Here is a 14,543-nt window from a genome sequence, read left to right as displayed (position 1 = left end):
TTGTGTCTCGGTGAGGGTGCACAACTTCGGAGATGCGGTCCTCGACCGGGCAGTCACACCCTCGTCACCGCACGTTCTGAAGGCCGTAACGAGATTCTCCGAAGTTGTGCACGCCCCGGCCCGCGCTCATCCTTCGGGGAACACCCGCTTGTAGCTGCGCCCGTCTGGCAGCTCGACGGTCTCGGCCCTCATCTGCCCGCGCGAGACCCGAAGGTAGATCGCCTGGGCGCTGACGCCGAGCTCCTTGGCCGCCTCTGACACCGAGAGCCCCGGCAGGTCGGTGGGAACACTGCTCGGTCGGGCAGACCGCTTGCGCCCGGCCGCGTGACGCGCCGCGATCTCGTCGTCCGTCCCCTGCCAGCGCCACTTCGCCGCCGCGGGCTTCAACCCGGCGGCAGAGGCGATCTCGGGCCATTCCGCACCCGCATCCAGCGCCTCGCGAACACCCGCGAGAACCGCGGCATCGGCCTCGAGCTCTGCGATCAGCGAGCGGATGCTCCGCACCCGGTCGAGCGGGTGCGGCACCGGGTCGCGCCGCTCGGCTTCGACGAGGCGGTTGAGGGCGTCACGAGCGGAAACTGAGAGGAACGGCATACCCACAGCCTAGATCTGTGCGGTTTTTACGCTCACGCGCCGAAATTGCAACCCCCTTGCTGCGGCATCCGTCACGACGTTCACTGGAAGCCTGATGAGCGATGGGGAGGAACGATCATGAGTGCGAGAAACTACCCGGACGACGGACGAAACGTTGACGACATGCCCTATGACGCGAACGACCGGCGCGATGTCGCGCACGACGGCGACACGAGGGCGCGCGCCGCGGCGGTTCCCGCCGACGATCAGCCGTCGCTGCGCGAAGACGTCGTCGAACGCGAGCAGAGCCGCTTCGGGGGCGTGAAGGTCGGCTCGGCGTTCTTCGGCTGGCTCGCCGCGACGGGCACGGCTGTTCTGCTCGCCGGCCTCATCGCCGCCATCGGCGTGACAGCGCTGGGCGGGGACCTCGAAGAAGCGTCGGACCAGGCGATGTCGGATGTTATGGGCAGCGTGCTCGTCGGATCGATAGTGGTCATCGTGGTTCTGTTCGTCGCCTATTTCTGCGGAGGATACGTGGCCGGCCGCATGGCACGGTTCAACGGGGCGATCCAGGGTCTTGCCGTCTGGCTGTGGGCGCTGGTCATCGGCATCGTGCTCGCGATCGTCGGTGCGATCGTCGGAGACCAGTTCAACGTTCTGGCGAACGTGAACGCGTTCCCGTCGATCCAGTTCGATGACTTCTCGACAGCGGGTGTCGTGACAGCTGTGCTCGCCCTGATCGCGAGCCTCGGCGGCGCCGTGCTCGGCGGTATGGCCGGCATGCGGTTCCACCGTCGCGTCGACCGAGCCGGCCTCGGACGATAGCCTGCCGGGACGATAGCGTGCCGACAGAGATCACAATCCGACCCCGGTCAGCGAAGGAGAACCCGTGATGATCGAGTCACACGACATCGGTGGCCTGCAGGGCGCACCCGTGTTGGGCCCGGACGATGAGAGGGTGGGCAGTGTCGGGCAGGTCTATGTCGACCCGGCCACAGACAGGCCCACCTGGGTGAGTGTGCGAACGGGCCTGTTCGGACGGCACGAGAGCGTTGTTCCGCTCGACGGAGCCGAGTGGGACAACGAGCGGCTGAGGATTCCCTACGACAAGGAAACCCTCAAGGCGGCGCCGCGGTACGACGCGCATGCACCCCTCACCGCCGAGCAGGAGGACGAGCTCACTCGGTTCTACCGGCTCTCGGACCCGACCCTCGATCCGGATGAAGCCGTACGGTTGCGCGGGGATGCCGTCCACGAGCGGGCGAGCAGGCGCACGTCTGCGGCCGCCGGGCACAACGGGGCGGCCGGGCATGAATCGGACCCCGGCGAGCCGGACCAGAATCAGCCCGACCAGAACCGCACGGGATACAGCGAGTCGGAACGGGACGACATCGGGGCGGATTCCGGCACGGAGACCGGCAGGGCGGATGCCGGCACGGAGACCGGCAGGGCGGATGCCGACACGGAGACCGGCCCGAAGCATGCGGCCACAGCGGGCGGTGAGAGCGAGACGAGCGCGGCGGGGGCGTCCGTTCACCGGCGAACCGTCGAACAACAGGCCGCGGCCAGACGGGCGGGCGATGTGAGTCCGGAACCTACGGAGGAGGAGCGCCTCGCGGCCGAGCGCGCGCGATCGCACGGCCCAGGCACTACCGACGGCGGGCATCCGTCGCCGCGCGACATGTGACGATGTGATCAGCGCAACTGGCTGAACGCTTCGGCCTTCTTCGCCTGACCGGCGATGAGCATGACGTCACCGTGCTGGATGACCGTGTCGGGGGTCGCATACGTCCAGGCGCTCCCCGGTCGTTTGTATGCGGTGACGGTCACACCATACTTCGCCCTGACCTTCGCCTCGCCGAGCGTGATGCCCTCGACCGCCGAGTTCGGCTTGGCCTTGACGAGGGCGAAGTCGTCGCCGATGTCGATGTAGTCCTGCATCACACCGCGCACGAGGTGTGCCACCCGTCTGCCCATGTCTTTCTCGGGCGAGACCACGTGTTCCACGCCCAGTTGCTCGAGGATGAGCCCGTGGGCGTCACTCACCGCTTTGGCCCAGATGTGCTCGACCTCGAAGCGCAACAGCAGCGAGGTGGTGAGGATGCTCGCCTCGATATCACTGCCGATGGCGACCACAACGCGGTCGAACTCCGGCACAGACAACTGCTTGAGCGTCTCTTCGTTGGTCGCGTCGGCCATAACGACGTGGGTGAGCTGCCCGTTCAGGCTCTGAACGACGTCTTCGCGCGCGTCTATGCCGAGCACGTCGGTTCCGCTGTGCATGAGTTCGAGGGCGAGAGAACGCCCGAAGCGGCCCAGCCCAATCACGGCAACGGAGTCTGCCTCGGCGAATCGGACGGCATCCGCACCGCCCGGCCAGTGGAATTTAGCCAATGATCGGCCTTTCTTTAGGGAGTTCATACAGCAGTTTGCGTTCGCGAAGAGCGAGGGCAGACGCGAACGTGATGGGGCCGAGCCGGCCGATGAACATCAGCAGCACGAGGATGAGGTGACCGGCGGCCGGAAGCTCGGTGGTGATGCCCGTCGAGAGCCCGACGGTGCCGAAGGCAGACACGGCCTCGAAGAGCACGCGGTCGAGGTCGAGGCCCGTCATCAGCATCAGAGCGATCGTCGCGCTCATGACCACACCGACGGCGAGAAGCACAACGGCGATCGCCTGCCGGTGCACCGCTCGTGAGAGGCGCTTTCCGAAGACGTTGACCGCGGCCTCCCCCCTGATCTCGGCGAGGATGATGAAGAAGAGCACGGCGAAGGTTGTGACCTTGATGCCGCCGGCCGTGCCAGCCGGACCACCGCCGATCAGCATCAGCACGTCCATGCCCAGAAGCGTGGCGCCGTGCATCGCACCGACGTCTACGGTGTTGAAACCTGCCGTGCGGGTCTGAACCGAATGGAAGAACCCCACGAGAATCTTCGACGGGGTGTCGAGAGGGCCGAGCGTCGCCGGGTTGTCCCATTCGAGCGCGGTGATGTACAGCGACCCGAGAATCAGCAGGGCGACGGTCGCCGCGAGCACGATGCGGGTGTTCATCGTCCACGTGAGCGGGTTCCGCAAGTGTTTGCGCAGTTGCATGATCACCGGGAATCCCAGACCGCCGAGAATGATCGAGGCACAGATCGGCAGGCAGATGAACGGATCGGCCGCATAGGCGGACAGGCTGTCGCTGAAGAGCGCGAACCCGGCATTGTTGAACGACGAGACAGCGTGGAACAGCCCCCACCACACCGCCTCTCCGATCGGCCTGCCGTATCCGATCGCGAACTGCGCCGCGAGCAGGACCGCAACCGCGCCTTCGACGATGAGCGAGATGCGCACGATTCCGACAACGAGCTGACGGATATCGTCGAGCCCGATGCTCTTCGCCTCGGTCGCGGCGTTGATCCGCGCGCGCAGTGACAGCTTTCGAACCACTGTGAGACCGACGACGGACGCGAAGGTCATCACCCCGAAACCACCGATCTGGATCAGCAGCATGATCACGACCTGCCCGAAACCGCTCCAGTACAGCTCGGTGTCGACAACCGTGAGCCCGGTGACGCAGACCGCAGACACCGCTGTGAAGAGCGCCTCGATCCAGGATGCTCCCCCCGGCCCGCTCTTCGATATCGGCAGCATCAAAAAGGCGGCCCCGACGAGAACGGCTGTGGCGAATCCGTAGAGGAGGGTTTGTGCCGGATGAGGACGAAGGAGTCGTCGCCAGAACGGGGCGCGCAGGATCACGCGAACACATTACGCCTGTCTGGCACGCCGCGTGCACATCATCTGGCCTCGATGTCCGAGGTCTACCCGATGATGGGGCGTTCGTCCGGAAAACGGAAGAGCTGATTGCGCTGTCGTGCCGCGAGCGCCGACGCCAGGGTGATGGGCCCGACTCGTCCGGCGAACATCAGCGCGGCGAGCACATACTTGCCCGTCGGCCCGAGTTCCTCGCTCAGGCCGACGCTGAGGCCGCACGTCGCGAAGGCCGAGATCACCTCGAAGAGAATCCGGTCGAGGGGTTCCGAGCTCACGGCCATGATCAGGCCCGTCGACACGAGAACGAGTGTGGCCCCGAGGAACACGACGCTGATCGCGACTCGCAGCACTCCCTCTGGAATCGTCCTGCGGAAGGCCGCCACGTCTTTGTCGCCTCTGGCCTCGGCCACGATCGCCAGGAACAGCACGGCGACGGTTGTCACCTTGATGCCACCGGCCGTCGAAGCCGAGCCGCCGCCGGCGAACATCAACGCGTCGGTGGCGAGAAGCGTCACCGGGCTCGAGGAGCTCGTGTCCACGATGCTGAACCCGCCCGAGCGCATCATCGTCGACGCGAAGAACGCGTTGAAGATCTTCTCACCCACACCCATCTCACCGATGGTCGAGGTATTCGACCATTCGAACGCCGCCCAGATCGCCGCCCCCGCGAAGAGCAGGATCGTGGTCACGGCCAGGGTGAGCTTGGCGTGCAGGCTCCATCTCTGAAGGTCCCACTTGGCCATCATCAGCACCATGAACACCGGAAACCCGAAACTGCCCACGAAGACGCCGACCATGATCGGAACGAGGATCCACAGGTCGCCCGCGAACGACATCAGGCCGTCTGGGTGCGAGACGAACCCGGCGTTGTTGAACGACGAGACGGCGTAGAAGACGCCATGCCACAGTCCCTCTGCCCATGAGTCCTCGACCATGATGAAACGGGGAACCAGAAAGAGCGCCAGCACGAGCTCCATCAAAAGAGACGTCACGATGACTGTCCTGAGGAGCGCGCCCACTTCTCCGAGCTTTCCCGTGCTGATCCCCTGCTGCGCCAGGAGCCTGCTGCGCACGCCGAGGTGCCGTGTCACCGCACGGGCGAGCAACAGAGCGAGCGTGACGATCCCGAGCCCGCCGATCTGGATTCCCAGAAGAATGACGATCTGGCCGAACAGGGACCAGTGCAGGGCGGTGTTGACCGTGACGAGGCCCGTCACCGTGACGGCGGAGACCGCGACGAACACCGAGTCGTGAAGGGACGTCGCGTTTCCGTCCGCCGCCGAGATCGGCAGGGTCAGGAGCGCCGAGAACGCCAGGACGACAAGCGCGAAGATGATGAGCGCGAGCCGTGCAGGAGAACTCCTGGCCACCTGGCTCGCGAACTCGCGCACGTTCCCGAACCAGGACCGGTCGCCGCGGATGTCCGTCGTCCGCCGTGATTCACCGAGCGGCATCGGGTCCCTTCCTGCTGCTCATGCGTTCTCCGTCAAGCTGCCAGTCCGTGTTCGATCTTAGAGTCATCGAGAACGTTCCGGCATCTGTACGCGCCACGCCAGAATGGCGCCATGACAAAAGAGGACAGGAATTGACCTCTTGACGTCCTATGTTGAAGAGCGTCTGCACACGAGAGAAAGGCAAGACCATGGATTTCAGGCTCGAGCTGATCGCCGTGCCGGTCAGCGACATCGATCAGGCCAAGGCGTTCTATGTCGAGAAGATCGGTTTCAACGCCGATCACGACCACACCGTCAACGAGAATCTGCGCTTTGTGCAATTGACCCCACCCGGTTCAGCGTGCTCCATCGTGCTCGACCTCAACCTGACCGAGATGGTGCCCGGTTCAGCCAAAGGGCTGCAGTGCGTGGTCGACGACGCGGATGCCGCGTATCGCGAGCTGCGCGACCGCGGCGTCGACGTGAGCGAGGTGGACGACCAGCCGTGGGGCCGCTTCGTCTACTTCTCTGACCCCGACGGCAACGGGTGGGCTCTGCAGCAGCTGCCGTCATAGCGCACTGCCCAGCACCTGCCCGCGCACGTTTCATCCTCTCTGGACGTTCTCGCCCGCCATGCGGGATGAAAACGTCCAGAGAGGATGAAAAGCCGTGCGCGGTCACGCCGCCCGGTCAGCCGACGGTGACGAGCACCTTGACCTGCTCGGCGTCGTCGGACGCCCGGAACGCCTCGGCGGCATCAGCGAGGTCGAACGTGCCCGTCACGATCTCGTCGAGCGGAACCTCGCGCGTGCGCAGCAGTTCGATCGCCGCGAGCACGTCTTCGCGCACGAACATGAGGTTGCCCATGATCGTGAGCTCCCGGTCCTGCACGAGGTCGAGGTCGACCTTCGTCGGGCCGGCGGGAACACCGACGGTCATCAGCGTCGCGCCCTTCGCCAGGATCTCGATCGCGAGGTGCACGGTCGACTCGCGCGACACGCAGTCGAAGACCACGTGGGCGGCGCCGCCGAGGGCAGCGCGTGCCTGGTCGGCGGCATCCGCAGCACTCGAATCGAAACTGCCGGCAGCCCCGAGCCGTTCGGCACGAGCCCGCTTGGACTCGAGCAGATCGGCCACGACAACCGTCGATGCTCCGGCCGCGAGAGCGGCGATCGTCACGAACAGACCGATCGGACCCGCCCCGAGCACAACGACGCGCTTGCCGGTGAGATCACCGGCACGACGGACGGCGTGCACGGGAGTGGAGAACGGCTCGATGAGCGCGGCCTTCAGGTCTGGCAGGTCGTCCGGAAGCTGCACAACGCGGTCGGCGGCGATCGTGAAGCGGTCGGCCATGCCCCCGGGGGTCTGGCATCCGAACACGTCGAGCGTGTCGCAGATGTTGTACCGGCCGGCGACGCAGGGCTCGCAGGTGCCGCAGTAGAGGTTGGGTTCGATCACAACGCGCCTGCCGACGAGCGAGGCGTCGACATCCGCGCCGACGCCCTCGACCATGCCGACGACCTCGTGCCCAGGCCGGAACGGCAGCGACATAAAGGGGTGGGTGCCGTGCGCGGCATGCATGTCTGAGCCGCAGATGCCCACAACCGTCGAGCGCACGAGCACCTCGTTCGCGGCCGGCTCAGGCACCGGAATGGTCTCGAGCACAACATCGGTGGCCGAGTTGACGACGACCCGCCTGTTCTCACTGCGCACCATCAGTACACCGTGTATCCGCCGTCGGCGACAAGCACCGAGCCCGTGATGAACGATGCGGCGTCGCTCGCGAGAAACACGACGCTCGGCGCGATCTCCTCCGGCAGGGCGAAACGCTGCTGCGGGGCGTCCTCGATCCAGTAGCGCTGGAACTCCGGGCGATCGACGGGTGCCATCTCGGTCTTGACGTAACCGGGCGCGACGGCGTTGACACGGATGCCGAGTGGCGCCCATTCCGCGGCGAGGGACTTCGTGAGGTGGTGCACCGCGGCCTTCGACGCGTTGTAGGCGGGCTGCATCTGCGGGCGGTTCACGATGATGCCCGACATCGAGCCGATGTTGACGATCGACCCCTTGCCCGCCTCGCGCATGTGCGCGCCGACAGACAGGCTGGCCTTCCACAGCGCGCGGACGTTGAGGTCCCACACGGCTGCCCACTCGTCGTCCGTGACGTCCCACGATGGAGCGTGATAGCAGGTGCCTGCATTGTTGACGAGGATGTCGATGCTCCCGAGGCCTGCGATCGCCTCTTCGGTCATGCGTGCGACCTGGTCGTCCTGGGTGATGTCCGCGGTGATCGCGACGAACTCGTGGCCTGCCGCTCCGGCCTCTGCGACGACCCTGGCGTTGCGCTCGGCGCTGCGGCCGGCGATGGCGACCTTCGCGCCCTCACTCGCGAGCGCGAAGGCGAACGCCTTGCCGAGGCCCTGGTTTCCGCCGGTGACGAGGGCTGTTCTGCCCTCGAGACTGAACATGTTCATGTGGTTTCCGTTCTGCGTGACTGCATCTGGGGTGACTGCATCTGGGGAGGAGCCGATGGCGCGCACGGCGCCTGCTCTCAGCGGTTGGGGTAGACGATCGATTTGAGGCTCGCGGGGTTCTGATCGCTCTCAAGCGCTGCCTCGACCTCGTCGAGGGTGAACTTTCCGGTGACGAGCGAGTCCGCGTCGATGTGCCCGTTCGCAACCAGGCTGATCGCCGTCGGCCAGGTGTCCGTGTAGCGGAAGATTCCGGTGACCACGATCTCGCGGTCCTGGATGTGCGAGACCGGCAGCGTGAGATCCGGGTTGCCGAGTCCGACGAGCACCGCAACGCCTGCCGGCCGGACGGCCTTGATGCCGCTGTAGACCGCGCGGCCGGAGCCGCTGGCGTCGATGAATGCGTTCACGTCGAGATCAAGGTCAGCGGGGTCGGTGGCGACGGGATCGATCACGCGGGTCGCTCCATACTTCAGCGCTCGCTCACGCTTCTCTGGCACGAGGTCGGAGACGATGATGTCGGTCGCGCCGAAGGCCTTCGCGGTCTGCGCGGTGATGATGCCGATCGGGCCGGCCCCGGCGATGAGGATGCTCGACCCCGGCACGATCCCGGCCTTGCGGATGGCGTTGATCGCGACGGAGACCGGCTCGAGCAGGGCTGCCGCCTCGTCTGAGACGGAGTCTGGAACGGAGTGGGCGAAGTCGGACTGGATCGTGACGTAGCCGGTGAAGGCGCCGTCGATCGGCGGAGTGGCGTAGAACTCCATGTTCGGGCACAGGTTGTAGCGACCGGCGCGGCACTCACGACAGTGACCGCACGGACGCTGCGGCTCGATCGCGACGCGCTGCCCGACGCGATCCGCCGTGACGTCCGCACCGGTGGCGACGATCGTGCCGCTGACCTCGTGACCGAGAACCAGCGGGGCTTCGACGACGAAGTCGCCGATGCGTCCTTCACGGTAGTAGTGAACGTCTGAGCCGCACACGCCGACAGCAGCGACCTTGACGAGAACCTCGTCCGCCGCGACAGCGGGCAGCGGGCGGTCTTCGACGCGCAGAGAGTGCTTCTCGGCCAGAACGCTTGTGCGCATCGTCTGGGGCAGCGATGGTGAATCGGTCATGACTGTTCTTCTTTCGTTGGGGTGCCGGCTGACGGCGACAGGTCGGTTGCGCGGGGAATGGCGAGGAGCGCACGCCCTGAGACGATGTATGACGCCCCCGCCTCTGCCGCGCGTGCGGCGATGGCGGGAGTGACCCCGCCATCGACCCCTGTCGAAAGGTGCGGTGAGAGCTGTGCGACCTTCTGCAGCAGACCGGGATGGGCCTGCTCAGTCGTGCCAGGGGGGATGAGCATCACGAGCGCGCCGTCGATGTCGTCGCGCCTGTCGACGGCCGTCAGCGCCGATTGCGCAGGGGTGAGCTCGAGCCAGAGGGCGACGCCCTCCGACCGCAGGGTGCGCAGTCGGTCGCCGAAGGCATCCAGGATCTGCTCGCTCACAGCGATGCTCTGAGGCCGCACCTCTGCCAGGTCGCCGAGCGCCGTCTCACAGGCATGCAGCAGCTCGTCTGGCAGTGGCAGGGCCGGGCAGACGACGATGAGGTGCACGTCGAGGTGGGCCTCGGGCACACGCGCACGCACCTCGCGCAGGTGCTCGGGCGAGACACCGCTGTGGCTCCAGCCGCCCTGCTCGGCGGGCGAGATGATCAGGTCTGCGTGCATACGGCATCCGGCGCGGTGGATGGCCTCGGCTGCGGCCGGCCTGGCATCGGCCGGCACGGCATAGAGGCTTGCCGAGACAAGACCCTTGTGTGAGTTGTGCCAGGGCTCGACAGCGATGGGAGCCGTGGTCATCCGGCAACCGCCGAGCGGTCGAGAGCGTCGACGGATGCCGTGCGCAGGTACGCACGCCATCTGGGGTCATCTGCGGACGCACCCGGTTCGGCGACACGGGGTTCGGCGACGACGGTGCTCGCCGGGCGCCAGGCGGCGCGCACGCCGGCCACGGTTCTGCCGCTGGCGACGGCTGCGGCCTGCACGGCGGCGCCCCTGGCCGTTGCCTCTGGCGCGTCTGCCACTCTGACCGGGCTGCCGAGCGCGTCGGCGAGCAGTTGTGTGTATGCCCCTGAACGTGCACCGCCGCCGACGGCGAAGACCGCACCGCCGGTCTGCACCCCGCACCGTTCGAGCTGCCGCTGGCCGTTGACCAGACCGAACACCACACCCTCGTACGCGGCCCGTGCGACCTGCTCCCTGGTCGTCGACGACGTGATTCCGGCGAGCAGCCCGGTGGCACCGGGCCGGTCGGGGGTGCGTTCGCCATCGAGGAATGCGGCGAGCGACGGGCCGTCAGGGGGCGCGGCGAGCGCGAGGGCGGACAGCTCGGCGTGATCGACGCCGAGAATCCGGGCGAAGGTGTCTGTGACCTTCGCCGCGTTGAGGGTGCAGACGAGCGGCAGAAAGCCGTTGTTCATGTCGGCGACCCCGTTGACGTGACCCTGCGGGTCATACACCGGCAGCTCGTTGACGGCGAAGACGACGCCAGACGTACCGAACGAATAGACGACGTCACCCGATTCGATGCCGAGGCCGAGAGCTGCAGCGTGCTGGTCTCCCCCGCCCGCCCCGACGATCGTGTCAGGCGAGATGCCGAGCTCTGCTGCGACCTCGGGCAGCACGGTGCCCGCGATGCCCTCGGGCGGCAGCACCTCTGGCAGCATGTCGCCCCACGGTTTGTCCGCGTCGATCAGCTGCAGGTGCTCCGGCAGGTACCGGTTCGCTGCCGCGTCGAAATAGCCGGTTCCCGATGCCTCTGAGCGGTCGGTCACCATCCGCCCGGTCAGGCGGAACGTCAGGTAGTCGTGCGGAAGCAGGATGTGCCTGAGCGCGGCGAAGTTCTCGGGCTCATGGGCGGCGAGCCACGCGACCTTGCCGATCGTGAACGCGGCGGTCGGCAGCGAGCCGATCGCCCGGATGAGCGCGTCGTCGCCGATGCGCCCGCGCAGCTCGCGCAGCTCGGGTGCCGAGGTGGTGTCGTTCCAGAGCTTGGCGTCGCGGATGACACGGTGCTCCTCGTCGAGGGCGACGAGACCGTGGCATTGGGCGGCCACCGAGACAGCGACGACCGACGCGCCCGACGGCATCCGCTCTGCGGCGACGCCGAATGCCGCACGAAACGCCGTCCACCACGCCTCTGGCCGCTGCTCGCTGCGGGGCGGCGCGGCGGGCGGGTGCGGCGCAGAGCCCGATGCGACGAGAGCGCCGCTCTCGAGATCGCGCAGCTCGACCTTGCACGACTGGGTCGACGAATCGACGCCGGCGACGAGCGATGTCATGATTCCGTTCCCGCCATGCCCATCTGCGGGGGCAGCTCGGTCTGCCGGCCGACGATCCCGGCCGGGTGCGTGTGGATGACCTCGCGCCAGTCATAGTTGGTCGCGGTCATGAGTGTCATGGCGAGGGCGTCGCCCCATGCGCCGGCGACGAGAGTGCTGCCCATCGCGATGAGTCCGCCCGGGTCCGCGTCCACCGGCTCCGTGGCTATCGGCACAACGGTCCCGGCGGCGAGCGCGAACGGCGAGTCCTGACGCTCGGTGACCGCGATGACGTGCACGTCACGCTGGCCGAGCCTCGTGACCAGCTCGGTGAGCTCTTCCGACTGGCCGCCCTTCGAGAACGCGATCACGAGATCGTCTGGGGTGATCGCTCCCATACCGCCGTGCAGGGCATCCTGGCTCGACAAGTAGAACGACGGAGTGCCTGAGACGGCCAGAAGATGAGCAAGGCGCTCCGCCATGATGCCGGAGGTTCCCGCGCCGGTCGTGATGACCTTTCCGGTTGTCAGGAGCACGCGGTCGACGGTATCGACGAAGCTGCCATCGAGCAGGTCGGCCAGATGGCCGACGGCCAGAGCCTCACGTCTGATGAACGCCTGTGCGGACGCGAGCGCTTCAGCACCCTTGCTGCTCATGTGAACTCCATTAGCACTCATGTGATGTGTCTCAATCATTCTTCCACGTGTACTCAAATGTCAAATCACTCCGCTCATATGAGAGAGTTAGAACATGACCAACGGCGCGCGCACAGAAGTCGGTCCGAACGAACTCGTGCAAATGGCATTCGTCGCCAGAGCGCACTACGTCGACGGCAAGACTCTTGTCGAGATCGGCGCAGACCTGGGCATGTCACGCTTCAAGGTAGCCCGTTTGCTCGCCAGGGCCCGCGAGACCGGTCTCGTCACCATCACCGTGAACGCCCCGCGCTCGCTGAGCTCAGACCTCTCGTCCGGTCTTCAGTCCCGATACGGTCTGCGCCGCGCTCTGGTTGCTGCCACAGCCGATGAGAGCGTCTCGTCTGTGCGCACCGCACTCGGCCGCGTCGCGGCCCCGCTGCTCGCCGAGATCGTCACCGCGAAAGACGTGCTCGGCTTCTCGAGCGGACGTACCCTGAACGCCATCGTCGACCACATCGACGAGCTCGCACCGTGTGATGTCGTGCAGCTGACAGGCATGGCCGGCGACCCCGGAGAGACCTCGAGCGACCTGGTGAGACGGGTGTGCGAGATCTCGGGCGGCCGTCCGTTCCCGATCTATGCCCCGCTCATCGTGTCTGAGCCAGAGGCCGCAGCTCTCTTCAAGAGACAGCCGACGGTGCAGGCGGCCTTCGCGCGCATGGCCGATGTCACGATAGCCGTGCTCGCGGTCGGCAGCTGGGCGCCGCCCGAGTCGCAGCTCGCAGACGCTCTCAGTCGCGAAGAACGACGCGGGTTCCTCGAGCAGGGAGTACGCGCTGAGATCAGCGCGAGCCTGCTCGACGCAGACGGCGAGCACGTGCCAGGCCTCGAAGATCGCGCTCTCGCGATCAGCATCGACGAGATCCGCGAGATCCCAGAGGTCATCGTCGTCGCGGGGGGTCACCACAAAACGGATGCCCTCAGAGCGGTTCTTCGCACGGGCGTCGTCAGCTCCCTCGTCACAGACGCGCGGATGGCCGCCAGGCTGCTCGCCTAGCCCAGGAAACGGGAGCCACGCCCTCTTCGCCGTCCCCTCGCCTCCCCTCTCTCTCCTCTCTCTCAGTGACCTTTCCGGACGTACGTGACCGTTCCGCCGGTCACGTGCGTCCGGAAAGGTCACTGAGAGGGACAGCAGAGGGCCGCGGTGACGTGCACCGCGGCCCTCGTGTGTGAAACCGGATCGCTCTGCGTCCAGGTTCGCCGGCCTTACTCCTGGCCGGGCAGCCCCTCGTAGGCGATGTCGCCGGTCTCGAGGTTCTTCTCGATCAGGTCGCTCAAACCATCGAGGAACGCCTCACGGTCGGTGACGACATGCTCGATCGCGTCGTCGACGTTCTCTTGGGTGATCGCAGGCATGGTGTAGACGAGGTTCTTCTCAACGTCTTCGCCGCGGGCGATCTTGGCGGCGACGGCGACACCCGTCGCGAGCTGCACCGTTCCGTTCTGCAGCGAGGTGCCGATGAAGTCGCCCGACTTGACGGCGTTGAGCCCGTCTTCGATGCCGTCGATGCCGACGACAGGGATGTCTTCCATACCCGCTTCGCGCAGCGCCTGCTTCGCGCCGAGGCCCATGTCGTCGTTCTGGGAGATGACGCCGTTGATCTCGCCGCCGAAGGCCGAGATCCAGTTCTTCATCTTGTTGACCGCCTCTGAGCGGCTCCAGTTGGCGGTGTCCTTGGCGAGGACTGTGACGTCCGGGTTCTCGGCGAGCACGTTGTCGATGCCCTGGCCGCGGTTGATCTCACCCGAGCCGCCGAGCGGTCCCTGCAGGATCACGACGTTGCCCGCGCCGCCGAGCTCGTCCATCATCATCTGGGCTTCCTGCTCGCCCGCTGCCACGTCGTCAGGCTGCACGCTGCCGGCGACGTCCGGGTTGTTGAGCGTTGCGTTGACGTCGAGCAGCGGGATGTCTGCGGCCTTCGCCGCGGCGACCTGTGGCTCGAGGGTCTCGGCCTGCACGGGAACGACCATGATGGCGTCCACGCCCGCGCTGATGTACTGGTCGACCTGGTCGGCCTGCGTGGTGACGTCCATGCCCGCCGAGTTCCAGAGGATCTCGATGTTGTTGTCTTCTGCGTAGCGGTCGATGCCCTCTTTGCCTGCCGTGATGAACGACGACATGTCATAGACGCTCACACCGATGGTCACGCGCTCGCCGCCCTCTTCAGAGCCGGAGCCCGAGTTGGCCGACGGGTCGCCTGCGCCACAGGCAGCCAGCGATGCGATGGCCGCACCGGCCACCACGACGCCGCTCAAACGCTTGATGCTGCGTGTGATCTTCATTGATTCCTCCTTG

15 protein-coding genes are annotated in these 14,543 nt (G+C 66.5%); 4 read left to right on the top strand and 11 right to left on the bottom strand.

Annotation, left to right across the window (positions count from 1 at the left end; translation table 11 throughout):
• Positions 1-126: 126 nt before the first annotated feature.
• Positions 127-594 (bottom strand): hypothetical protein, encoded by a 468-nt coding sequence (locus tag ACYVF5_RS15305; protein ID WP_460947955.1) that lies wholly within the window; start codon positions 592-594, stop codon positions 127-129.
• 117 nt (positions 595-711) lie between these two features.
• Between ACYVF5_RS15305 and ACYVF5_RS15300 the strand changes: the two genes are divergently transcribed.
• Together ACYVF5_RS15300 and ACYVF5_RS15295 are read left to right on the top strand one after the other, a co-directional pair.
• On the top strand, positions 712-1,398 hold the full coding sequence (locus ACYVF5_RS15300) for a YrzE family protein (RefSeq protein ID WP_460947953.1): 687 nt from the start codon (positions 712-714) through the stop codon (positions 1,396-1,398).
• A gap of 67 nt (positions 1,399-1,465) precedes the next feature.
• Positions 1,466-2,260, top strand: a complete 795-nt coding sequence (locus ACYVF5_RS15295) for a PRC-barrel domain-containing protein (RefSeq protein ID WP_460947951.1) — start codon at positions 1,466-1,468, stop codon at positions 2,258-2,260.
• 8 nt (positions 2,261-2,268) lie between these two features.
• Here the strand turns inward: ACYVF5_RS15295 and ACYVF5_RS15290 are convergent, their stop codons facing one another.
• The 3 genes from ACYVF5_RS15290 to ACYVF5_RS15280 form a co-directional block, all read right to left on the bottom strand.
• On the bottom strand, positions 2,269-2,967 hold the full coding sequence (locus ACYVF5_RS15290; protein WP_460947949.1) for a potassium channel family protein: 699 nt from the start codon (positions 2,965-2,967) through the stop codon (positions 2,269-2,271).
• Positions 2,960-4,315, bottom strand: a complete 1,356-nt coding sequence (locus ACYVF5_RS15285) for a TrkH family potassium uptake protein (RefSeq protein ID WP_460947947.1) — start codon at positions 4,313-4,315, stop codon at positions 2,960-2,962. The genes ACYVF5_RS15290 and ACYVF5_RS15285 overlap by 8 nt, the downstream gene beginning before the upstream one ends.
• A 62-nt stretch (positions 4,316-4,377) precedes the next feature.
• Complete coding sequence (locus ACYVF5_RS15280; RefSeq protein ID WP_460947946.1) at positions 4,378-5,784, bottom strand: TrkH family potassium uptake protein; 1,407 nt, start codon at positions 5,782-5,784, stop codon at positions 4,378-4,380.
• Between the two features lie 188 nt (positions 5,785-5,972).
• On the opposite strand from ACYVF5_RS15280, the gene ACYVF5_RS15275 reads away from it, so the two are divergent.
• Complete coding sequence (locus tag ACYVF5_RS15275; RefSeq protein ID WP_460947944.1) at positions 5,973-6,338, top strand: glyoxalase superfamily protein; 366 nt, start codon at positions 5,973-5,975, stop codon at positions 6,336-6,338.
• A 115-nt stretch (positions 6,339-6,453) separates the two neighbouring features.
• Here the strand turns inward: ACYVF5_RS15275 and ACYVF5_RS15270 are convergent, their stop codons facing one another.
• From ACYVF5_RS15270 to ACYVF5_RS15245, 6 genes are all read right to left on the bottom strand, one after another.
• Positions 6,454-7,482: a zinc-dependent alcohol dehydrogenase gene (locus ACYVF5_RS15270; RefSeq protein ID WP_460947942.1), complete on the bottom strand. Its 1,029-nt coding sequence runs from the start codon at positions 7,480-7,482 to the stop codon at positions 6,454-6,456.
• Positions 7,482-8,240 (bottom strand): SDR family NAD(P)-dependent oxidoreductase, encoded by a 759-nt coding sequence (locus ACYVF5_RS15265; protein WP_460947940.1) that lies wholly within the window; start codon positions 8,238-8,240, stop codon positions 7,482-7,484. The genes ACYVF5_RS15270 and ACYVF5_RS15265 overlap by 1 nt, the downstream gene beginning before the upstream one ends.
• Positions 8,241-8,317: 77 nt before the next feature.
• Entirely contained in the window at positions 8,318-9,358 is a 1,041-nt protein-coding gene (locus tag ACYVF5_RS15260) for an NAD(P)-dependent alcohol dehydrogenase (RefSeq protein WP_460947938.1), read from the bottom strand.
• Positions 9,355-10,089, bottom strand: a complete 735-nt coding sequence (locus tag ACYVF5_RS15255; protein WP_460947936.1) for a beta/alpha barrel domain-containing protein — start codon at positions 10,087-10,089, stop codon at positions 9,355-9,357. Before ACYVF5_RS15255 ends, ACYVF5_RS15260 begins: the two co-directional genes overlap by 4 nt.
• A complete protein-coding gene (gene xylB, locus ACYVF5_RS15250) occupies positions 10,086-11,570 on the bottom strand; it encodes a xylulokinase (protein ID WP_460947934.1) in 1,485 nt (494 codons plus the stop codon). The genes ACYVF5_RS15255 and xylB overlap by 4 nt, the downstream gene beginning before the upstream one ends.
• On the bottom strand, positions 11,567-12,205 hold the full coding sequence (locus ACYVF5_RS15245; RefSeq protein WP_460947932.1) for an SIS domain-containing protein: 639 nt from the start codon (positions 12,203-12,205) through the stop codon (positions 11,567-11,569). The genes xylB and ACYVF5_RS15245 overlap by 4 nt, the downstream gene beginning before the upstream one ends.
• A gap of 94 nt (positions 12,206-12,299) precedes the next feature.
• Here ACYVF5_RS15245 and ACYVF5_RS15240 point away from each other — a divergent pair, with 94 nt between their 5' ends.
• On the top strand, positions 12,300-13,244 hold the full coding sequence (locus ACYVF5_RS15240; protein WP_460947930.1) for a sugar-binding transcriptional regulator: 945 nt from the start codon (positions 12,300-12,302) through the stop codon (positions 13,242-13,244).
• Positions 13,245-13,453: 209 nt separating this feature from the next.
• Here the strand turns inward: ACYVF5_RS15240 and ACYVF5_RS15235 are convergent, their stop codons facing one another.
• A complete protein-coding gene (locus ACYVF5_RS15235) occupies positions 13,454-14,530 on the bottom strand; it encodes a substrate-binding domain-containing protein (protein ID WP_460947928.1) in 1,077 nt (358 codons plus the stop codon).
• Between the last annotated feature and the right edge of the window lie 13 nt (positions 14,531-14,543).

The sequence above is a fragment of the Okibacterium endophyticum genome (assembly GCF_054780075.1).
The sequence above is the reverse complement of the archived record's forward strand: the minus strand, read 5'-3'. Positions and strand labels throughout refer to the sequence as shown.